The following is a 19,462-nucleotide window of genomic DNA, read 5'->3' as shown; positions in this document are numbered from 1 at the left end:
CTCCAGCCCTACCCCGCCTCGCCGCCGTCCACGAGTGATCGCGGCAGGCGATCCGTTTCTCGTCGTGTCCCCCTCGCGAAGGAGCCACCTCCTCGCTCGACCGGCCGCTCGGCAGCCTCGACGGCGAGGCGGGCATGATCGGCGACGCGATCGGAGCGGCCGACGCCGGCTGCGACCTCGTCGATCATCGCGTCACGATCGCCCCGCTCGTCAGAGCGCTCCCGCCGCGCGAGCGCGAGGTGCTGCACCTGCGCTTCGACGACGACATGACGCAGACCCAGATCGCCGCGCGGATCGGCTGCTCGCAGATGCAGGTCTCGCGGATCCTCCGCCGCGCGCTCACGACGCTCTCCCACGCCGGCGACGAGCCGCAGCGGCCGGCGCGCCTCGCGACCGGTCGCGCCGACGCGAGCGAGCCGACGACCCAGCGCGCGTAGGCGCGCGGGTCGCTCAGCACGTCGAAGACGGCCTCCGGCGCGGCGGCGACGTCTCGATCTCGCTGCGGGCCATCAGGCCGCCGTCGCGATCTCCTCGCGCGCCAGCTCGAGCGAGGCCGCTCTGACAAGCTCGATGTGTCTGCGCTGCACCTCGACAGCCCAGTCGGCCAGCTCGCGCACCTCACCGAGGCCGGCGGTGGCGGCCATCTGCTGGACGATCTCCCAGTGGCACAGCTCGCCGGCCTCCGCCATCGACAGGAACTCGAAGCCATCGAGCGCCTCCTCCTCGTCGGCGAGGTAGGTTCTCATCATCTCGATGGCCTCGCCCTTGGTCTCGCGGGCCATCTCGCGGATCGCCGTCTTCTTGCCGTCGAGGCCGTCGATCAGCGCATCGGTGCGGCGCTCGGTCTCGGCCGCCTCGCGACTCATCCGCTCCAGCTGCGCTTCGAATCTGTCCGCGTCCTCCATCGTCGCGACTCTCTTGGTCGCCGACTGTGCGGCCTGCGCGAGGCCGAGCACCTCGGCCAGCTTCTCGTCGAGCGGGGTCAGATCGGCCATGTCGGAACTCCTCGGTTCGGTGTGGTGACCAGAACAGCTTCCCGACGCGCGTATGGGGAAACAGGGGTCCACTGTCCCCCGAGGAAAGCGAGCCCGACGATGAAGGCCGTCGCCTGGCATGGAACCCACGACGTGCGCGTCGACACCGTCCCCGACCCGACGATCGAGCAGCCGACCGACGCGATCGTGCGGATCACGTCGACCGCGATCTGCGGCTCCGACCTGCACCTCTACGAAGTGCTCGGCGCCTTCATCGACGCGGGCGACGTGCTCGGCCACGAGCCGATGGGGATCGTCGAGGCGGTCGGCGCCGAGGTCACCCACATCAGACCGGGCGACCGCGTCGTGATCCCGTTCAACGTCTCCTGCGGCCACTGCTTCATGTGCGGCCACGGCCTGCAGTCGCAGTGCGAGACGACGCAGACGCGCGAGTACGGCACCGGCGCGTCGCTGCTGGGCTACACGAAGCTGTACGGCCAGGTGCCGGGCGGGCAGGCCGAGCTGCTGCGCGTGCCGCAGGCGCAGTACGGCCCGATCAAGGTGCCCGAGGGGCCGCCCGACGACCGCTTCCTCTACCTCTCCGACGTGCTGCCGACGGCCTGGCAGGCGGTCGAGTACGCGGACGTGCCGGAGGGTGGCAGCGTGCTCGTGCTCGGTCTCGGCCCGATCGGCGAGATGTGCACGCGGATCGCGCAGCACCGCGGCGCCGGGCAGGTGCTCGCGGTCGACCTCGTGCCGGAGCGGATCGAGCGCGCCCGCGCCCACGGCGTCGTCGTGCTCGACCTCGAGGAGGCAGGCGACGACCTGCCCGAACAGGTGCGCGAGCTGACCGGCGGCCGCGGACCCGACAGTGTGATCGACGCGGTCGGGATGGAGGCGCACGGCTCGCCCGTCGGCAAGCTCGCCCACCGCCTCACCGCGCTGCTGCCCGACGCCGCCGCGCAGAAGCTGATGACGACCGCCGGCGTCGACCGCCTCAACGCGCTGCACACGGCGATCGAGCTGGTCCGCCGCGGCGGCACGCTGTCGCTCTCAGGCGTCTACGGCGGCGCCGCCTCGCCGATGCCGCTGCTGCAACTGTTCGACAAGCAGATCACGATCAGGCAGGGGCAGGCGAACGTGCGCCACTGGATCGACGACATCATGCCGCTGCTGTCCGGCGAGGACGACCCGCTCGGCGTCGACGAATACGCGACCCACCGCGTCCCGCTCGACCAGGCCCCGCACGCCTACGAGATCTTCCAGAAGAAGCAGGACGGCTGCTTCAAGGTCGTGCTGAAGCCGTAGGCCGGGCTGACGCGCGCCGATGAGCGGCTCCGCCCGCTCGATCGTCGTTCAGACCTTGCGGTAGCGGGCGTCGGCGATCGAGTAGGCGGCGAAGCCGATCAGGCCGACGGCGACGAGGCCGAGCAGCCAGGGGCCGTAGGCGGCGCGACCGAGCTGTCGCAGCGCGCCGTCGAGGCCGATCGCCTTGTTCGGGTCGTAGCTGACGGCGGCGTGGATCAGGCCGTAGCCGATCAGCGCGAAGACGACCGCGCGGGCGACGTGCCCGAAGACGCCGAGCGCGGTGTAGGCGCGCTCGACGTGGGCGCTCATCTCGCCGGTCTTCGCGTCGTCGAGGAATCTGCGGCCGAGCCCCTTGTACGCCTGGTAGCCGGCGACACCGATCAGCACGACGCCGGCCGCGCCGACCAGCCAGGTGCCGCCGCTCCAGCCGAGCACGCCGCCGGTCGTCGACTTCGGCCCGCCGCCGCTGCCGCCCCCGCCCGCGACGATCCCGACGGCGGTGACGCAGAGGATGCTGTAAGCGATCCCGCTCGCGAGCGCGGCGACGCGGTCGGCGGCGCTGTCCTGCTGCTCGGGGCCATGGCCGAGCAGCGCGCGGCTGAGCCGCCAGAGCGCGTAGCCGGCGAGGCCGATCGCGGTCACCACCAGCAGCGCGGTGCCGAACGGGCGGTGCGCGATCGTCGCCAGCGCGCCTCTCTGATCGGTCGCTCTGCCGCCGGCGTCGAGCGCGACCAGGAGCGCCAGCAGGCCGATGATCGCGTAGACGACGCCGCGCGCGACGAGCCCGAAGCGGGCGAGCGCCTCGAAGCCGCGCGAGCGCGTCAGCTGCTCGGCGTCAGCCACGCGGAACCCGGACCTTCAGCGCGCGCGGCTCGACCTCGACGGTGAACGACGTGACCTTCTTGCGATCGCCGCCGTCGAGCTCGCAGCGGACCTTGCGATCGAGCGCGACCGCGACCGTGCGCGCCTTCGTGACACGCACGAACGGCGACCGCTGCGCCGGCCCGACGGCCGTGCGAGCGACCGCCCGCACCATCTCGCCGCGCGTCTCGGCGGTCAGCAGACCCAGCTCCAGCAGGCCGTCGTCGGGCGCGGCGTCCTCGAAGATCTCGACCCCGCCGAACAGCGCGCCGACGTTGCCGAGCAGCACGCAGGTGGCGCGGCCGTCGTACCAGCGCACGCCGTCGACGTCGATCGTCGCGCCGAACGGCTCGGCGGCGAGGTTGCGCGCCCCGCCGATCACGTAGGCGGCGCGGCCGAGGCGGTCCTTCAGGTCGTCGGCCTCCTTGACGAGCGTCGCGTCGAAGCCGGCGCCCGCCATCACCGCGAACCGCTCGCCGTTGAAGCGGCCGGCGTCGAGCGCGCGGCCGGCGCCGTGGAGGCCGATCTCGACGGCCCGCTCCAGCTCGGTCGGGATGCCGAGGTTTGCGGCCAGCAGGTTGGAGGTGCCGGCCGGCAGGATCGCCAGCTCGACCGGCAGGCGGTCGCCGGCGATCGTGTCGACGCAGCGCTGCACGAGCCCGTCCCCGCCCCACGCGAACAGCAGCTCGACGCCCTCCTCCGCGACCATCCTGCGGACCTGCTTCGGCGCCTTCTTGCCCTTCGGCACCTCGCACCAGACCGGGTCCGCGACACCCGCCGCGGCGAGCGCGCGCCGCAGCGCCGGCAGCCCGCCGCCGAAGCTCTTGCCGGCACGGGCGATCACACCGACCCTCATCTGCCGCTCCGGTCCGCTGCGACGGCGCCCGCGACGCGGCAGGCGAACACGGTGACGGCCACCGCGAGCACGCCGACGACGACCCCGCCGGCGACGTCGAGCGGGTGATGCATGCCGCGGTACATGCGCGAGAGCGCGACCCCGGCGACGAGCGCGATCGCGACCGCCCAGATCGCGGCGCGCGCCGCGCGATCGGCGATCCGCGAGGTCAGCAGCAGCGCCAGGCCGCAGTAGACGGCGACCGACGCGGCGGTGTGCCCCGACGGATAGCTGTGCGCGACCGGCAGGTCCTCCAGCCGCACGACGCCGGGCCGGTCGCGCTGGACGATCGTCGCCGTGACGCGATACGCCGCGGACTCCAGCGGCAGCGCGCAGGCGGCGAAGGCCGCGATCCGCCACTGCCGCGCGAACGCGGCGGCGAGCGCCACGAGCGCGGCGACGATCGGCAGCACAGGCGCACCGCCGATCGCGGAGCCGATCGCCGAGAGATCGGTCCAGGTCGCGGTGCGGTCGCCCGCGAGGCTCTGCGTCAGGCTGTTGTCGGCGCCGCCGAGGCCGAGCCCGCCGACCAGCACGTGGACGACGAAGAGGCCCAGCAGCGTCGAGATCGCCGTGACCGCGGCGAATCCGGCCAGCAGCACGACGAGGAAGGCGAGCGCGGGATGGACGCCGCCGAGCGCGGCCGCGACCTGCTGCGCCCGCCCGCCGGCTCGCGGCTCGAGGATCGGCGCCGCCGATCTCGCGCGGCCCGCGCGCGCACCGGCGCCGGCCGCGACCGGTCTGGACGGAGGGCGCCATCGCGCCTCTGCAGCGGTCTGCATGTTCGAGCACGGTCCCCGCCTTCGCGCCAACACATGCGCGAGTGAACCAATCGCTGCGAATTTCCGTAATTCGATGTGTCGGGGACGGGCAGGGCTCACGCCTTGGGCCGCACGCCACCGACCCGCGGCGAGCGCCCCGGTCCCCCTCCGGGGCGCTCGCTCACCGCGGCTGCAGCGCCCTCGCCGTCCGCAGCAGGTTTCTCGCCGCCGTCTCGCCGGTTCTGCGCGACCACTCGTGGCCCTCGTCGGTCTCGCTGTACGACGGACCGGGGCCGGGGCCCTTGTTCCAGTAGGTCCACGCCTGGCCGGGGACGGTGAAGCCGATGTCGATCACGCCCTGCGCCAGCTCGGCGATCACGTGGTGGGCGCCGTCCTCGTTGCCGGTGACGACGAACCCGGCGACCTTGCCGGTCGCGATCGGCAGGCCGTCCTCGCGCGTCTCGGAGATCATCCCGTCCATCCGCTCCAGCACCCGCTTGGCGACGCTGGAGGGCTGGCCGACCCAGGTCGGCGTCGCCAGCACGAGGATCTCGGCGGCGACGATCGCGTCATGGATCGCCGGCCAGCCGTCGCCCTCGCCCTGCGACTCGGAGGCGACCCCCTCCAGCACCTGCTCGTCGACGACGCGGAAGCTGACGGTCTCGACGCCGCCGCGCTCCAGCTCAGCGCGCACGACCGACAGCAGCAGCTCCGTGTTCGACGGCGCCGGCGATCTTCTGAGCGTGCAGTTCAGCAGCGTGGCTCTCATGGCGTTGATCATCGGTGCCCATCTGCCCGTGCTGCGGGGGCCGAAACCGCGCGTCTGCGAGAGGAGCTGAGGAGCGCAGGCCCGGCGCGGGCGGGTCTCGCAGCGCGGACGATCGGGCTCACTCGCGCGCGTCCGCGACGATCTGGTCGCGGCCGCGCTCGTAGTCGTCGTCGGCGTCGTGCGCGAGCACGCCGACGAGCCGGCCGGCGGCGTCGCGATACGAGGCGGTGAAGCCGCCGTCCGGGTGGTCGCGCAGCTCGACCTCGGCGTGGCCGTCACCCCAGGCGGCGTGCTTGAGCGTGCGATCGCCGATCGTCGACCAGAAGCCGGGGACCGCCTCCCAGCGGGCCGGCGCGCCGGCGGCGGTGCGGCCGGCGATCTCACCGTGCGCGAGCGCGTCGCCCCAGTGCTCGACGCGCAGCCGCCGGCCGGCGAAGGCGTGCTCGGCGCGGCAGACGTCGCCGGCCGCGAGAACACTGCCGGCCGACGTCCGCATCGTCACGTCGACGGCGACCGCGCCCTCCTCCAGCACGATCCCGGCGGCGCGCGCCAGCTCGGCGCGCGGCCGCATCCCGGCCGCCATCAGCACGACCGCGCCGCTGCAGCGCCGCCCGCCGGCGACCACCTCCGCGAGCTGCTCGCCGTGCTCGATCCGCTCGACCTCGGCGTCCACGACCAGCTCGACGCCCTCCTGCTCCAGCCAGCCGCGCAGCCGTGCCGCGACCGCGTCGCCGAGCCGTGCCGCCAGCGGCGCCGGCTCGGCCGAGACGAGCGTCACCGGGTTCCCGCGGCGGCGCAGCGACGCCGCCGCCTCGCAGCCGATGAAGCCGGAGCCGATCACGACGACCGGCGCGCCGGCGTCGAGCCGGGCGAGCAGCTGGTGGAGCTGGTGGCGGGTCCGCAGCACCCGCACGCGCGGGTCGTCGGCGCCTGGCACCGGCAGCCGCACCGGCTCGGCGCCGGTCGCCAGCAGGCAGCGCTCGTACGCCAGCTCGCGGCCGTCGGCGAGCGCGACCCTGCGCGCCGCCGGGTCGAGCGCCAGCGCGCGCGTCGCGACGAGCGCGATCCCGTGCTCACGCAGCCACTGCTCGGACTCCAGCGGCAGCTCGCGCTCGTCGCCCTCGCCGCGCAGCAGCTGCTTCGTCAGCGGCGGCCGCTGGTAGGGGATCGTCTGCTCGTCGGCGACGAGCGCGACCGCGCCGCGCCCGCCGGCCGCGCGGTACGCGCGCGCCGCCGCCAGCGCGGCGGGGCCGCCGCCGATCGCCAGCAGCCCGTGGCGCTCGCTCATCGAATCGTCAGCACGTCGGCATCACGGTGTTCATCGCCGTCCGCTACCCCCGAAGCTCGTCGCGTAGTCGGGCCGACCGCCGGGTAGCGGAGCAGCGGACCCGAGATCAGGAGCGAACGAACGATGGCCAACGAACTGAACGGCAAGACGATCGCGATCCTCGCCGCCGACGGCGTCGAGCAGGTCGAGCTGGAAGAGCCGCGCAAGGCGGTCACCGACGCCGGCGCCAGAACGGTGCTGCTGTCGATCCACGACGGCGAGATCCAGGCGACCAGACACGACATCAACCCGGCCGGCAGATTCGCGGTCGACAAGCTCGTCGGCGACGCGGACCCGGCCGACTACGACGGCCTCGTCCTGCCCGGCGGCGTCGCCAACCCTGACAACCTGCGCGTCGACGAGACCGCGATCAGGTTCCTGCAGGCGTACTTCAAGACCGGCAAGCCGGTCGGCGTGATCTGCCACGGCCCCTGGTCGCTGGTCGAAGCCGACCTCGTCCGCGGCCGCACGATCACCTCCTACCCGAGCGTCAGAACCGACATCGTCAACGCCGGCGGCAGATGGGTCGACGAGGAGGTCGTCACCGACCAGGGCCTCGTCTCCAGCCGCAACCCGGACGACCTGCCGGCCTTCTGCGCGAAGCTCGTCGAGGAGTTCGCCGAAGGCCGCCACAAGGTCCACGACGAGGGCGCGACGGCCTGAGCGCGACGGCGGCAAGAGCCACGCCCCGCATCAGCGCACCACCGTGAACGCGAGCGTGACCGGGCGCGAGGCGTTGCCGGCGGCGTCGCGCGCGACCAGCGCGGCGCGGTAGCGGCCGGGCGCGAGCGTCGTGCGGCCGGCGCGGCCGCGGAAGGCGATCCGCACGGAGCCGCGCCGCGCGCTCCTGCTCAGGCGCATGACGGTCAGCGTCCGCGTGCAGCGTCTGCCGCGTCCGCGGCGCGGTGCGACGCAGCGCGCGCCCCTGCGGCGGCCGGTAGCGCGGCGGGTGATCGCGATCTTGATCGTGGCCGCCTCCGAGAGGGTGAACGCGAACGCGCTGCCGACGGCGCGCCCGCGGCGCGCGCGGCCGCCGGTCGCGAAGCGGGTGCGGGTCAGCCGCGCCTTGGAGATCCGCGGCGCGGTGCGGTCCGGCCGGCGCGCGGGCGGCGGCGCTCTGGCCGGCGGCGCGGGCGGGCGCAGCTCACCGCCGGGCGGCGCGCCGGCCGGGCAGCGCAGGTGGACGTGCGCGAAGTCCGGCCCGTAGCCGTCCGCCTCGAAGCCCGTCCCCTGCGCCGCGAACGCGACGCAGCGGCCGTCGCCGCTGATGCTCGCCCAGCCGGTGCCGGTGAGCGGGAGCGAGCCGTCGAGCCGCAGCGACTCCGCGGTCGTGACGCCGCCGGCGAGGTCGCGCCGGTAGACGACGAAGCCGACGTCGCGCACCTCGGTGAACGCGATCGTGCGGCCGTCGGCGCTGAGCGACAGCTCGGCGGCGTGACCGACCTGCCCGCCGGCCGGGTCCAGCGATGCGAGCGTCATCGTGCCCGCCGCCAGGTCGGCGACGAAGATCGCCACCGTGCCGTCGCGCTGCCCGTGCCCGAAGCCGCCGCTGTCCTGGTCGAAGGCGACGCGGGTGCCGGAGCGGTCGAGCGCGACGCGGTTGCTGTCCGCGTGCGCGAGCGTCCCGTCCTGCGGACGCGAGACCCACGTCGTCGTGGCGTCCGCGAGGTCGCGCACGTAGACGAGGTCGAGGCCGGTCGGCGGTCTGCCGGCGCCGAGGTTGCTCGCGCTCGAGCCGAACGCGACGCGGCCGCCGTCGCCGTCGAGCGCGAGGAAGCGCGACGATCTGTCGGCGAGCGCCCCGGCCGCGCCGGCGGCGCGGTCGGCGAGCTGCGTCGCGCCGCTGAGCAGGTCGACGACGAAGGCGTGCGTGAGGTTGTCGTCCGGCACGCCCGGCCGGCCGCCGCTGCTGCTGAGGTAGGCGAGGTGCGTGCCGTCGTCCGACAGCGCGATCCGCTGGACGCCGTCGGGCAGCGGCTGGCCGGCGGCGGTCCGGCTGACCAGCTCGACCCGGCCGCTGGAGAGGTCGCTCACCCACGCCTGCAGATGGTGCGTCGGGTTGGCGGCGCCCAGGTCGGCGCCGGCGCTGAGGAACGCGACCCGGTCGCCGGCGGCGTCGAGCTGCGGCATGTCGGCGCCGGCGGCCGTTCCGGCGCCGCTGGTGGTGTGGCTGGCGAGCATCGTGCGCCCCTTGTCCAGCCGCCGGACCAGCACCTGCCGCGGCGGCTGCTGATCGCCGGGCGCGGCCGGCGGGCTGCCGAAGGCGCTGCCCGCCGCCACGAACGCGACCGTCTGCCCGTCGTCGCTGACCGCCTGCGCGGAGTACAGGTCCGCGCCCGCGACGGCGCCCGGCGGCGTGCCGGCGGGCCGCGACAGCAGCACGTCGCCGCTGCCGGTGCGGAGGGCGATCTCGCCGAAGCTGTCGCCGCCGCCCGGCAGGTCCGCCGCCGGCGCCTCGAACACGATCGTGGCGCCGCCGTCCGCGGTCGCGCCCGTCGCGACGTCGTGCGCGGCGGTGCCGGAGGTCGCGAGCCGCACCGCCGCGCCGCTGCCCGCCTGCGCCTGATCGACCGTGTAGAGATCGTCGGCGTCGTTGCGGTCGGCGGCATCGAGCCGCTGCGACGACAGGAAGGACAGCCGCCGCGGCGCCTGCGTCGCCGCCGCGACCGGCTCGAACTGCGGCGCCTCCCCCTCGGCCGGCGCCGTGACGCCGGGACGCGGCAGCGACACGCGCGTCAGCGGGCCGACCCCGGAGGCGGTCAGCGACGCCTGGTAGATCGCACGGGAGCTCTCCAGCGCGATCATGCCGCCGTCGCCGGCGACGTCGACCTGCTCCGCGGCGTTGGGCAGCCCGCTGCTCGCCTGCCACGTCACCGCGACGCCGCCGATGTTCTGACGCACGTACGCGTCGGCGAGCGCGTCGCCGTCGCTCGCGACCAGCGGCGCCGCAGTCACGAACGCCGCCGTGCTGCCGTCGTAGGAGATCGCCGGCGGCGCCGCGGCGTCGACCTGGCCGCCGACCGCGCCGCTCGTGCTGACGCTGACCACCCACGTCCGCTGCGCGTCGAGGTCGCGCACGAACGCGTCGGAGCCGTCGCTGCCGCCGTCGCCGTTGGCCGCGTGGACGGGACTGTCGGCGAGGAAGACGACGTGGCGGCCGTCGCCCGAGATCTCCGGCGCCCACGGCGACTGCACGAGCGCCCCGTCTGCGCCGTCGCCGCGCGAGGCCGTGGTGAGGCTTCCGCTGACGAGGTCCTTGACGTCGACGACGCGCCCGTCGCGGGTCCACGACTGGAACGCGACGAAGCGGCCGTCGGCGCTGACAGACGCGTCCGACAGCTCGGAGAGCGACGGAAGCTGGCCGCCGTCGGGCCGCGTGTCGACCTGCCGCAGCGCGCCCGTGGCGCGATCGAGCCGGTAGACGTGGCGGGAGCTGTCGTCGTCGCCGTCGAGCAGCACGTCGCTGCTCGAGCAGAAGACGACGAAGCGGCCGTCGGCGGAGAGCGCGTGGCGCCCCAGCTGCGCGCCGCTGACGCCGTCGAACGGCAGCGGCCCGACGCCGTCGGGGCGGTCGACCAGCCGCGTCTGCCGCAGCTCGGCGGCGGACGCGGCGAAGGCGCCCGCGAGCAGCAGGACGAGCGCGAGCAGGACGGAGCGGATGACGGCGGCGATCGGCATGGCGCCGATTCAACTGGCACGCCGCCGCCACGACTTCGCCCGTTCGGGCCAACTGCGGATGGCCGTTTCCGGCCATCCTGCGCCGGGCGCCGCTGCGCAACCGACGAGGATGACGCGTGCGCGCTCAAGTCGCGCGACCGACCTGACGACGTTAGGCGCACACATGGCCGCTCGACTGCTCTCCTCCATCGCCGCCGCAGCCGCGCTGCTGTGCGCCGGTCCGCTCGCATCCGCCGCCGGGGCCGCGGACCTCTATCTCTCTCCCACCGGGGTGAACAGCGGCAACTGCCAGACGCAGGCGCAGCCGTGCGGCAGCTTCAACTACGTCCAGTCGCAGGCGAGCGCCACGCCCGAGGCCGACACCGTCCACCTCACGGCGGGCGACTACCTGCCCGACACGAGCTTCATGACGGTGGCGAAGGTGACCTGGTCCGGCCCGCAGGCCGGCGTGCCGGCGCAGCGCCAGAGCGGCGACACGGCGCGGATCGCGGTCACGAACGGCGGTTTCGGCTTCATCGTCCAGGCCGACGACATCGCGTTCGACGGCGTGACCTTCCAGTCGCAGAACTACGCGGCCGCCGACGGCTCGTTCGGCCTCTACAGCCTCAACCCGACGACTGTCCGCAACTCCGTCTTCACGCACCTGCGGACCGGCGTCTACGCCGGCTCGAGCATCGTCACCTCGGGCCTGCTGCTGGAGACCATCAACGACGCGATGTACTTCACCGGTGACTCGGCGACGATCAGCGACACGACCTTCTCCCCGGCCGCGGCCTACGCAGGCCTGATCAGCGGCGGCAACGGCCCGCTGACGATCACCGACAGCAGCTTCACCAGCGGCACATACGGCTTCCTCACCTATGCGGGCACCAACCTCGCCACGCTCACCGGCAACAGCTTCTCGCCGTCGATCGCGAACGGGCTCTACAACGACGGCGGCCCGGTCGACGCCCGCCGCAACTGGTGGGGCTGCAACGCCGGGCCGAACGGGCCCGGCTGCGCGACGCTGACCGGTCCCGGAACCGTCAACCAGACGACGATCGCGCCGCGGCTCGTGCTCGGCGCCTCGGTCGACCCAGCGTCCGTCTCCGCCGGTTCCACGGCCACCGTGACGGCCGCGCTCGACCACGACAGCGCCGGCGATCCGTTCGCGACCGACTTCCCCGGCGCGAGCGTCGGCTTCGCGACGACGCTCGGCACGTTCGGCCACGCGTCGGCCCCGCTCGCGAGAGGGGCGGCGACGGCGACGCTGACGACGCCGCTCGCGACCGGCACCGCCGACATGACCGCCACGCTCGACGGTGAGACCGTCCACGTCCCGCTCGAGGTCACCGAGGCGCCGCCGACGATCGCCGCCGACGGCGGCGTCACCGCCGCCCGCAGCGGCACGAGCCTCCCGGTCTCCGGCACCGGCCACCCGGGCACCGCCGTGCAGGTGAAGGTCAACGGCGCCGCCGTCGGCCTGCCGGTCACGGTGACACCGGAGGGAACCTGGAGCGCGAGCGTGACGCTGGTCGACGGCGACAACGCGCTGCAGGTCCAGCGCGGCCTGTTCGTCGCCGACGGCCCGACCGTCGTCGGCGTCTACGCCCCGCCGCTCAGCTCCCCGCAGGCCGGCGACGAGGTCTTCCCGACGCCGACCGTCGAGGGAAGCGGACTGGCAGGCGCCGCCATCGCGGTCGCCGACGAGAGCGGGACGCCGATCGGCAGCGGGACCGTCGCGCCGGGCGGCAGCTTCGCCGTCGCGCTCGATCCACTCAGCGAGGGCCCGCACACCCTGCACGTGACGCAGACGTTCGACGGCGTGGAGAGCGCGGAGTCGACGGTCGCGGTGACGGTCGTGCCCGTCCCGCCGGAGGTGACGCTGCCGCTCGCCGGCGCGCACGTGCGCCCGCGCTTCTCGATCCGCGGCAGCGCCCACTCCGACGTGGCGCTGACCGTCCTCGACGAGGACGACACCGAGATCGCCGCTGCGACCGCGACCGCGACCGGCGCGTGGGCGCTGCGCACGACCGCGCCGCTCACAGACGGGCCGCACACGCTGACGATCCTCGAGACGTACGGCGCGTTCGTGCTGAGATCGGCGCTCTCCGTCGTCGTCGACCCCGCCGCGCCGCTGCTGGCCGCGCCGACCCTGGCACTCGACGGCCCGGCGACGGTGCTTCCGGGCGCGACCGTCGCGCTGGCCGGCAGAGCGCTGCCGCACGCGGTCGTGCTGCTGCGCCACGACGGCGCTGCGGCCGGCGACGCCGTCGCCGACGCGAGCGGCGACTGGACCGCGTCCGTGACTACGCACGCGGGCGACAACGCCTTCACGGCGACGCAGGAACTGGCCGGCGCCGACCCCGGCGAGTCGGCCGAGTCGGCCGCGGCGCACGCGACCGGCGTCGGCACGCCGAGCGTGTCGTCGCCTGGCTCCGGCGATCTCGTGCAGGCGACCTTCGAGGTCGCGGGCGACGCGCTGCCCGGCGCGACGGTGACCGTCGCCGCCGGGGCGACGACGCTCGCGACCGCGACCGCCGACGCGACGAGCGGGGCGTGGTCGGCGACGACGAGCACGCCGCTCGCTTACGGCGACCACACGCTCTCGATCAGTCAGCGCCTCGACGGGGTCAGCGGCGCCGACGCCTCGCTCGCCGTGACGGTCGTGCCGCCCGCGCCGACGCTGACGCATCCCGACGGGAGCGAGCTCGGCGACGGCGCGATCGAGGTCGCCGGCACGGCCGACCCGCACGCCGCGGTCGACCTCTTCCTCGACGGCGGCGCGACGTCCGCGCAGAGCACGACCGCCGGCGCCGACGGGGCGTTCGCGGTCACGCTCGCTGCGACACGCGGCGTGCATACGGTGACGGCCTCCCAGCGCGTCGGCGGGAGCCTGTCCGGCCCGCTGAGCACGGCCCGCAGCGTCGAGGTGCTGCCGGCGCGGCCGACGCTGCAGCTCGACAGCGCCGCGACGGTCGCGGCCGGCGACCCGATCGTCGTCTCCGGCACGGCCGAGCCGGGCGCGACGGTCTCCGTCGCCCGCAGCGCGGGCGCGAGCGTCGTGACCACCTTCACGACGACCGCCGACGCCATCAGCGGCGAGTGGAGCCGCACACTCCGCGCCGCATCGCGTGTGAACACGCTCAGCGCGCGCCAGCAGCCCGGCGGCGCCGGCTCGATCAGCCTGCCGTCGCGGCCGGACGTCGTCGTGACCGCGACGCCGCTGCTCGCGCCGCCGGCGTTCACGCTGCCGGCGACGGCGACCACGGGCGCCTTCACGATCACGGGCAGCGCCCGCCCCGGCGCGACCGTCAGCGGCAGCTTCGACGGCGCCGCCAAGAGCACGACGGCCGACGGCAACGGCGCCTGGTCGCTCTCCGTCAGCGTCCGCACGGGCGCGCAGACGGCGGTCTTCCACCAGGCCGCCGAGGTCGACGGCGTCGCGGAGACGAGCGACGACTCCGCCGTGCAGACGCTGACCGGCGTGCCCGCGCCCGACCCGGATCCGGACCCGACCGATCCGACGGACCCCACCGACCCGAGACCGACCGACCCGACGCCGCCCGGCCCGACCCCCACGAACCCGGTGCCGGCCCCGACGCCGACCGACCCGGCCCCGCCCGGCCCGACGCCCGCCGGCCCGACACCGACCCCGGCGGTCCCGGCGAGCGCCTTCTCGCTCGCGAAGCCGACGGTGAGAGGGACGGCGATCGCGTTGGCGCTGACGCTCCCGCGCGCCGGCCGCGTGAAGGTCACCGCGACGGTCGCGCTGAAGGGCAAGCGGATCGCGTACGGCAGCGCGGCCGCGAAGGTCGCCACGGCCGGTGCCAAGCGCCTGACGCTGAAGCCCGGCCGCCGTGCGAAGGCCGCCCTCAGAGGCGTGCGCGCGGCGAAGGTCACGCTGACCGTGACGTTCACGCCCAGCGGCGGCAGAGCGGTCGTGAAGACGGCGCGCGTGACGGTCAGCGGCGGCCGCCGCCGCTGAGCGCGCGGACGGTCCAGACGAGGTACAGCACGGCGCCGAACGCGGCGTAGCCGGCCAGCATCGCGAGCTGCGCGTCGTGCTTGCCCGCGGCCGCGACGAAGCTCAGGCCGACGACGGTCGAGAGCCCGCCGCTGACGATCAGCGGCCACTGCCGGCCGCCGTCGCGGCGGCGCCGCAGCGCGACGCCGAGCTGGACCGCGCCGGACAGCGACGCCCAGGCGCCGAAGACGACGAGCGCCGCCCCGGCGTCGCCCGTGAAGGTCGCCAGCGCGAGCCCGACCGCGGCGGCGGCGCCGAGCCCCGCGTTGAGCAGCAGCACGCGCGCCGAGCCGCCGGCCCGCGAGCGCGCCTCGACGAGCGACGCGGCCGCGTCGATGAGCGGATAGGCGGTCAGCAGCAGCGCCACCGCCACGGGCAGCTCGGAGGCCGTCGTCGGAACGCGGTCGCCGACCGCAAGCACCAGCGCCGCCGCCCACACGAGCGCGATCGCCGCCCGCACCGGCGCGATCCGCAGGGCGATCGGGTTGAACGATTGGACGGGCGCAGATACGGCCATGAGCACTCCTCGCATAAAAGAAAGAACGTTCGTTCTACTATTGCCCAACAGAGAAGCAGGCGCACGCTCGCCTGTCAAGAACGATCGTTCTTTCTCTGCTAACGTCGCCGCACGATGCAGATCGCCGATCTCCCACCGGCCAAGGCCTCCGCGGCACGCGACCGGCTGCTCGGCACGGCCTCGGCGATCTTCTACGCCGAGGGGATCAACAGCGTCGGCGTCGACCGCATCGTGTCGGAGGGCGCGGTCACGCGCGCGACCTTCTACCGCCACTTCGCGAGCAAGCAGGATCTGGTGCTCGCCTATCTGCAGGCGGCACATGACGCGATCGAGGCGGGCTTCGCCGCGCTCGCCGCAGCGCACGACGCGCCGGAGCGCCTGCTGGAGGCCGTCGCCGCCGACATCGCGCGGCAGATCGAGCAGCCCGGCTTCCACGGCTGCGCCTTCATCTGCGCCGCGGCCGAGTTCGAGGATCCCGACGACCCGATCCGCCGCGCCGTCGTCGCCCACCGCGACTGGTTCCTCGGCGCCATCCGCGACGCCTTCACCGCCGCCGGCCACTCCCAGCCCGAGGAGGCGGCGCTCCAGTACGTGATCCTGCGCGACGGCGCGATGGTCGGCGGCCACCTCGGCGACTCCGCGCGCGTGGCGCAGACGTTCCAGCAGAGCGTCAGCGAGCTGCTGCGGTCCGCTGGCGGCTCGGCGCGCTGAGGCGGCCGGCGCCGCGCGTCAGGCCAGCGGCCCGGTGACGCGCTCCGCCGCCGCCCGCACGCGGCCGTCGCGGACCAGCTCGACCGCCGCCTCGATCTCGGGCGCGAGGAAGCGGTCGGGGCCGGTCAGCGCGATCCGCGTCTCCAGCTCCGCGAGCACCGCGGCGGTCGCGGCGGCCGGCTCCAGCGGGGCGCGCAGGCGCAGGCCGCGGCCGGCGGTCAGCAGCTCGATCGCGAGCACGCGCGTGAGCGCGTCGACGGCCTTGCGCAGCTTGCGCGCGGCCGACCAGCCCATCGAGACGTGGTCCTCCTGCATCGCCGAGCTGGGGATCGAGTCGACCGACGCCGGCACCGCCAGCCGCTTCAGCTCGGAGACGAGCGCCGCCTGCGTGTACTGGGCGATCATGTAGCCCGAGTCGACGCCCGGCTGCTCGGCGAGGAAGGCCGGCAGGCCGTGGCTGCGAGCGGCGTCGAGGAAGCGATCGGTGCGACGCTCGGAGATGCTGGCGATGTCGGCGGCGACGATCGCGAGGAAGTCGAGCACGTAGGCGAGCGGTGCGCCGTGGAAGTTGCCGTTGGACTCGACGCGGCCGTCGGGCGTCACGACCGGGTTGTCGACCGCCGCCGCCAGCTCCTGCTGCGCGACCCGCGCGGCGTGGTCGACGGTGTCGCGCGCGCCGCCCGCGACGGCCGGCGCGCAGCGCAGCGAGTAGGCGTCCTGGACACGTGTGTCCTCCACACCGCGGTGGCTGGCGACGATCGCGCTGCCGGCCAGCAGCGCGCGGATGTTGGCCGCCGAGGCGGCCTGGCCGGCCTGCGGGCGCAGCGCGTGCAGGTCGGCGGCGAAGACCGCGTCGGTGCCGAGCAGCCCCTCGACGCTCATCGCCGCGGCGACGTCGGCGGTGCTCAGCAGCGTGCGCAGGTCGGCGAGCGCGAGCAGCAGCATGCCGAGCATCCCGTCGGTGCCGTTGATCAGCGCGAGCCCCTCCTTCTCGGCGAGCGTGACCGGCTCGACGCCGGCCTCGGCAAGCGCCGCGGCGGCCTCGCGCAGCTCGCCGGATGCGTCGCGCACCGGCCCCTCCCCCGTCAGCGCCAGCGCGCAGTGCGCGAGCGGCGCGAGGTCGCCGGAGCAGCCGAGCGAGCCGTACTCGTGCACGACCGGCGTGATCCCGGCGGCGAGCATCGCCGCGTAGGCGCTCGCCGTCTCGCGCCGCACGCCGGTGCGGCCGGTCGCGAGCGTCGACAGCCGCAGCAGCATCGTCGCGCGCACGACCTCGCGCTCGACCTCCGGGCCGCTGCCGGCGGCGTGGCTGCGGATCAGGCTGTGCTGCAGCTGGACGCGCAGCTCGGCGGGGATGTGGCGCAGCGCGAGCGCGCCGAAGCCGGTCGAGACGCCGTAGTGCGGGTGCGGATCGCCGGCGAGCCCGTCGATCACCGCGCGGCTGCGGTCGATCTGCTCCAGCGCCTCGTCCGCGAGCACGACCGGAGTGCCGCGGCGGGCGACGTCGACGACCTCGTCGGGCGTCACCGGCCCGACGCCGACGGTCACCGCTGCGGTCGTGGTTCCCATGGCCGCATTGAAGGCGAGCGCGAGCGCGCTGTCATCCGCCCGCGGCGGGTTGTGTCTCGTATCTGAGATGATCGCGAGGCGATGGCCAACGCTCCCGCCGCCGCCCAGGCGCTCGACCTGCTCGCGCTGCTCGGCCGCCACGTCGCGCCGATGCCGGCGTCGGCGATCGCGCGCGACCTCGGCCTGCCGCGCTCGACCGTCTACCACCTGCTGGGCGTCCTGCGCGAGCGCGACTTCGTCGTCCACCTGCCGGAGGAGCGCCGCTACGGCCTCGGCACCGCGGCGTACGAGCTGGGCTCCGCCTACGCGCGCCAGGAGCCGCTGCGCTGGATCGCCCGCACGGTGCTTGCGAGGCTCGTCCACGACACTACCCACAGCGGGCATTTCGCCGTGCTCGACGGGCGCGACACGCTCTACCTGCTGGAGGAGCGCGCGCCCGGCCGGCCGAGCCTCGTGACCGACGTCGGCGTGCGCCTGCCGGCGACGCTGACCGCCAGCGGCCTCGCGATGCTGGCCGCCCTGCCGCAGCAGCAGGTGCGCGCGATGTGGCCGTCGCGGCGGGACCTGGTGCGGCGGCACGACAGCGGCCCGGCGTCGCTGACCGAGCTGCGGGCGGCGCTCGTGGAGACGCGCCGCAACGGCTGGGCGGTCGAGGACGGCTCCGTCACGCCCGCGTTCGCGTCGGTCGCGGCGGCGGTCGTCGACCACACCGGCCGTCCGCAGGCGGCGGTGGCGCTGACCTTCCCCTCGGCGGACGTGGACGAGCCCGCCCGCCGCGCGCTCGCGCAGCAGATCGTCACCGCCGCCGACGCGATCGCCGGGCGGATGCACGGGCGGATCGCCTCCTAGGGCGCCGGCGCCGGCTCCCCCACGACCGACGCCGACGCGCAGGTCGCCCAGGCGCGTGCGAGGTCCTCCGGCGCGATGCCGGCGATCTGCGGATGCGCGAGGTCGATCCCGACGGGCGGCGCGGCGGCGTCGAGGCCGAGGCTCGCGCGGCCGTTGGCGACCAGCTCCGCCCACAGGTCGCCGCCGGGCGCGCCGGCCAGCAGCCCGGCGCGCAGCTCGCGCTCGCGGCGGGCGCCGGTCTCCAGCTCGCGCACCTCCTCGAACGGGTCGACGCGCACCTGCGAGTCGGAGCCGATCGCGAGCCGCACGCCCGCCTCGCGGTAGACCATCGCCGGCAGGTGCCCGTCGCCGAGGTTGCCCTCGGTCGTCGGGCAGGAGACGACGATCGTGTCGGTCTGCGCCAGCGCCCGCACGTCGGCGGCGCTGACGTGGACGCCGTGGATCACGCTCGTGGACGGGCCGAGGAAGCCGCTGCGCCGCAGCAGCTCGATCGGCGAGCAGCCGTGCTCCGCCGCGCACTCCGCCAGCTCGCGCCGCTGCTCGTGCGCGTGCACGTGACGCGGCAGGCCGTGCGCCTCCGCGTAGGCGGCGATCGCCTCCAGCCACGAAGCCGGCACGGCCCGCACGCTGTGCGCCGCGACCGCGACGCTGACGCCCGGCCGCCCCGCCGCCCACCCGCGCAGCGCGTCGACGCGCGCGAGGAAGCGCTCGACGTCGGGATCGCAGAAGCGCCGCTGGCCGCCGGCCGGCGGGCGGTCGCGGCCGTCCCAGCCGTTGCGGTGGTAGGCGGCCGGGATCAGCACGATCGCCAGCCCAACGTCGCGCGCGCCTTCGGCGACGGCGTGCGCGAGCGCGTTCGGCTCCGCGTACGGCGTGCCGTCGGGCTGGTGGTGGACGTAATGGAACTCGCCGACGACGCCGTAGCCGGCGGCGCGCATCTCACCGTAGACGCGCGCGGCGACGTCGCGCATCCGCTCCGGGTCGAGCCGGTCGGCGGCGGCGAACATCGCCGTGCGCCAGCTCCAGAAGTCGTCGCGCGCGTTCGCCTCCGGCGCCGGCCGCTCGGCCGCCCCGCGCATGTCGCGCTGGAACGCGTGCGAGTGGGCGTTGGCCATCGCGGGGATCGCGTGCAGGTCGGTCATCGCAGTGGCTCCATGGCGGCAGGCGCGGCAGGCGCGGGCGCGGCGGGCGCGGGCGCGGCGGGCGCAGGCGCAGGCGCGGCGAGCGCGGGCGCGGC

Annotated in this window: 16 protein-coding genes; 6 read left to right on the top strand and 10 right to left on the bottom strand. The window is 75.2% G+C overall.

Annotated elements, in window-relative coordinates:
- The first annotated feature begins 134 nt into the window (after positions 1-134).
- Entirely contained in the window at positions 135-437 is a 303-nt protein-coding gene (locus Q7L73_RS25290; RefSeq protein WP_304694500.1) for a sigma-70 family RNA polymerase sigma factor, read from the top strand.
- 72 nt (positions 438-509) lie between these two features.
- On the opposite strand, the gene Q7L73_RS25285 is transcribed toward Q7L73_RS25290, so the two are convergent.
- Positions 510-995, bottom strand: coding sequence for a hypothetical protein (locus Q7L73_RS25285; protein WP_304694498.1), 486 nt, complete (start codon positions 993-995; stop codon positions 510-512).
- A 99-nt stretch (positions 996-1,094) separates the two neighbouring features.
- Here Q7L73_RS25285 and Q7L73_RS25280 point away from each other — a divergent pair, with 99 nt between their 5' ends.
- The gene (locus Q7L73_RS25280) at positions 1,095-2,282 is read left to right on the top strand and encodes a zinc-dependent alcohol dehydrogenase (protein ID WP_304694496.1); all 1,188 of its coding nucleotides are present in this window, start codon (positions 1,095-1,097) and stop codon (positions 2,280-2,282) included.
- A 48-nt stretch (positions 2,283-2,330) separates the two neighbouring features.
- On the opposite strand, the gene Q7L73_RS25275 is transcribed toward Q7L73_RS25280, so the two are convergent.
- The 5 genes from Q7L73_RS25275 to Q7L73_RS25255 form a co-directional block, all read right to left on the bottom strand.
- Positions 2,331-3,125, bottom strand: coding sequence for a DUF1206 domain-containing protein (locus Q7L73_RS25275; protein ID WP_304694494.1), 795 nt, complete (start codon positions 3,123-3,125; stop codon positions 2,331-2,333).
- Positions 3,118-3,987 (bottom strand): diacylglycerol kinase family protein, encoded by an 870-nt coding sequence (locus Q7L73_RS25270; RefSeq protein WP_304694492.1) that lies wholly within the window; start codon positions 3,985-3,987, stop codon positions 3,118-3,120. The genes Q7L73_RS25275 and Q7L73_RS25270 overlap by 8 nt, the downstream gene beginning before the upstream one ends.
- Before the next feature lie 8 nt (positions 3,988-3,995).
- Positions 3,996-4,820 (bottom strand): phosphatase PAP2 family protein, encoded by an 825-nt coding sequence (locus Q7L73_RS25265; RefSeq protein WP_304694491.1) that lies wholly within the window; start codon positions 4,818-4,820, stop codon positions 3,996-3,998.
- 160 nt (positions 4,821-4,980) lie between these two features.
- Complete coding sequence (locus Q7L73_RS25260) at positions 4,981-5,568, bottom strand: flavodoxin family protein (RefSeq protein WP_304694490.1); 588 nt, start codon at positions 5,566-5,568, stop codon at positions 4,981-4,983.
- 118 nt (positions 5,569-5,686) lie between these two features.
- Positions 5,687-6,856 carry an NAD(P)/FAD-dependent oxidoreductase gene (locus tag Q7L73_RS25255; protein ID WP_304694488.1) on the bottom strand — a complete coding sequence of 390 codons (1,170 nt, stop codon included), beginning with the start codon at positions 6,854-6,856 and terminating at the stop codon, positions 5,687-5,689.
- 123 nt (positions 6,857-6,979) lie between these two features.
- Between Q7L73_RS25255 and Q7L73_RS25250 the strand changes: the two genes are divergently transcribed.
- Positions 6,980-7,558: a type 1 glutamine amidotransferase domain-containing protein gene (locus tag Q7L73_RS25250; RefSeq protein WP_304694486.1), complete on the top strand. Its 579-nt coding sequence runs from the start codon at positions 6,980-6,982 to the stop codon at positions 7,556-7,558.
- 30 nt (positions 7,559-7,588) lie between these two features.
- On the opposite strand, the gene Q7L73_RS25245 is transcribed toward Q7L73_RS25250, so the two are convergent.
- Positions 7,589-10,573 carry a hypothetical protein gene (locus tag Q7L73_RS25245; RefSeq protein WP_304694484.1) on the bottom strand — a complete coding sequence of 995 codons (2,985 nt, stop codon included), beginning with the start codon at positions 10,571-10,573 and terminating at the stop codon, positions 7,589-7,591.
- Between the two features lie 163 nt (positions 10,574-10,736).
- Here Q7L73_RS25245 and Q7L73_RS25240 point away from each other — a divergent pair, with 163 nt between their 5' ends.
- The gene (locus Q7L73_RS25240) at positions 10,737-14,540 is read left to right on the top strand and encodes an Ig-like domain-containing protein (RefSeq protein WP_304694482.1); all 3,804 of its coding nucleotides are present in this window, start codon (positions 10,737-10,739) and stop codon (positions 14,538-14,540) included.
- Here the strand turns inward: Q7L73_RS25240 and Q7L73_RS25235 are convergent.
- The gene (locus Q7L73_RS25235; RefSeq protein WP_304694480.1) at positions 14,518-15,096 is read right to left on the bottom strand and encodes a DUF308 domain-containing protein; all 579 of its coding nucleotides are present in this window, start codon (positions 15,094-15,096) and stop codon (positions 14,518-14,520) included. The two genes, Q7L73_RS25240 and Q7L73_RS25235, sit on opposite strands and share 23 nt — an antisense overlap.
- A gap of 114 nt (positions 15,097-15,210) precedes the next feature.
- Here Q7L73_RS25235 and Q7L73_RS25230 point away from each other — a divergent pair, with 114 nt between their 5' ends.
- Positions 15,211-15,807: a TetR/AcrR family transcriptional regulator gene (locus Q7L73_RS25230; protein WP_304694479.1), complete on the top strand. Its 597-nt coding sequence runs from the start codon at positions 15,211-15,213 to the stop codon at positions 15,805-15,807.
- Between the two features lie 18 nt (positions 15,808-15,825).
- Here Q7L73_RS25230 and hutH read toward each other — a convergent pair whose 3' ends face one another.
- Positions 15,826-17,376: a histidine ammonia-lyase gene (gene hutH, locus Q7L73_RS25225; RefSeq protein WP_304694477.1), complete on the bottom strand. Its 1,551-nt coding sequence runs from the start codon at positions 17,374-17,376 to the stop codon at positions 15,826-15,828.
- Between the two features lie 81 nt (positions 17,377-17,457).
- Between hutH and Q7L73_RS25220 the strand changes: the two genes are divergently transcribed.
- Positions 17,458-18,225 carry an IclR family transcriptional regulator gene (locus tag Q7L73_RS25220; protein ID WP_304694475.1) on the top strand — a complete coding sequence of 256 codons (768 nt, stop codon included), beginning with the start codon at positions 17,458-17,460 and terminating at the stop codon, positions 18,223-18,225.
- Here Q7L73_RS25220 and Q7L73_RS25215 read toward each other — a convergent pair.
- A partial coding sequence (locus tag Q7L73_RS25215; RefSeq protein ID WP_304715703.1) for a formimidoylglutamate deiminase occupies positions 18,222-19,462 on the bottom strand: 1,241 nt, incomplete at its 5' end. The genes Q7L73_RS25220 and Q7L73_RS25215 overlap by 4 nt on opposite strands.

Source organism: Conexibacter sp. CPCC 205762, assembly GCF_030646155.1.
Classification (GTDB): domain Bacteria; phylum Actinomycetota; class Thermoleophilia; order Solirubrobacterales; family Solirubrobacteraceae; genus Conexibacter.
The sequence above is the reverse complement of the archived record's forward strand: the minus strand, read 5'-3'. Positions and strand labels throughout refer to the sequence as shown.

What these genes read in the sequence shown, in the direction of transcription:
- Q7L73_RS25290 (WP_304694500.1), top strand. Translation starts at nt 135, where the DNA reads ATGATCGGCGACGCGATCGGAGCGGCCGACGCCGGCTGCGACCTCGTC.
- Q7L73_RS25285 (WP_304694498.1), bottom strand. Translation starts at nt 995, where the DNA reads ATGGCCGATCTGACCCCGCTCGACGAGAAGCTGGCCGAGGTGCTCGGC.
- Q7L73_RS25280 (WP_304694496.1), top strand. Translation starts at nt 1,095, where the DNA reads ATGAAGGCCGTCGCCTGGCATGGAACCCACGACGTGCGCGTCGACACC.
- Q7L73_RS25265 (WP_304694491.1), bottom strand. Translation starts at nt 4,820, where the DNA reads ATGCAGACCGCTGCAGAGGCGCGATGGCGCCCTCCGTCCAGACCGGTC.
- Q7L73_RS25260 (WP_304694490.1), bottom strand. Translation starts at nt 5,568, where the DNA reads ATGAGAGCCACGCTGCTGAACTGCACGCTCAGAAGATCGCCGGCGCCG.
- Q7L73_RS25255 (WP_304694488.1), bottom strand. Translation starts at nt 6,856, where the DNA reads ATGAGCGAGCGCCACGGGCTGCTGGCGATCGGCGGCGGCCCCGCCGCG.
- Q7L73_RS25250 (WP_304694486.1), top strand. Translation starts at nt 6,980, where the DNA reads ATGGCCAACGAACTGAACGGCAAGACGATCGCGATCCTCGCCGCCGAC.
- Q7L73_RS25245 (WP_304694484.1), bottom strand. Translation starts at nt 10,573, where the DNA reads ATGCCGATCGCCGCCGTCATCCGCTCCGTCCTGCTCGCGCTCGTCCTG.
- Q7L73_RS25240 (WP_304694482.1), top strand. Translation starts at nt 10,737, where the DNA reads ATGGCCGCTCGACTGCTCTCCTCCATCGCCGCCGCAGCCGCGCTGCTG.
- Q7L73_RS25235 (WP_304694480.1), bottom strand. Translation starts at nt 15,096, where the DNA reads ATGGCCGTATCTGCGCCCGTCCAATCGTTCAACCCGATCGCCCTGCGG.
- Q7L73_RS25230 (WP_304694479.1), top strand. Translation starts at nt 15,211, where the DNA reads ATGCAGATCGCCGATCTCCCACCGGCCAAGGCCTCCGCGGCACGCGAC.
- hutH (WP_304694477.1), bottom strand. Translation starts at nt 17,376, where the DNA reads ATGGGAACCACGACCGCAGCGGTGACCGTCGGCGTCGGGCCGGTGACG.
- Q7L73_RS25220 (WP_304694475.1), top strand. Translation starts at nt 17,458, where the DNA reads ATGGCCAACGCTCCCGCCGCCGCCCAGGCGCTCGACCTGCTCGCGCTG.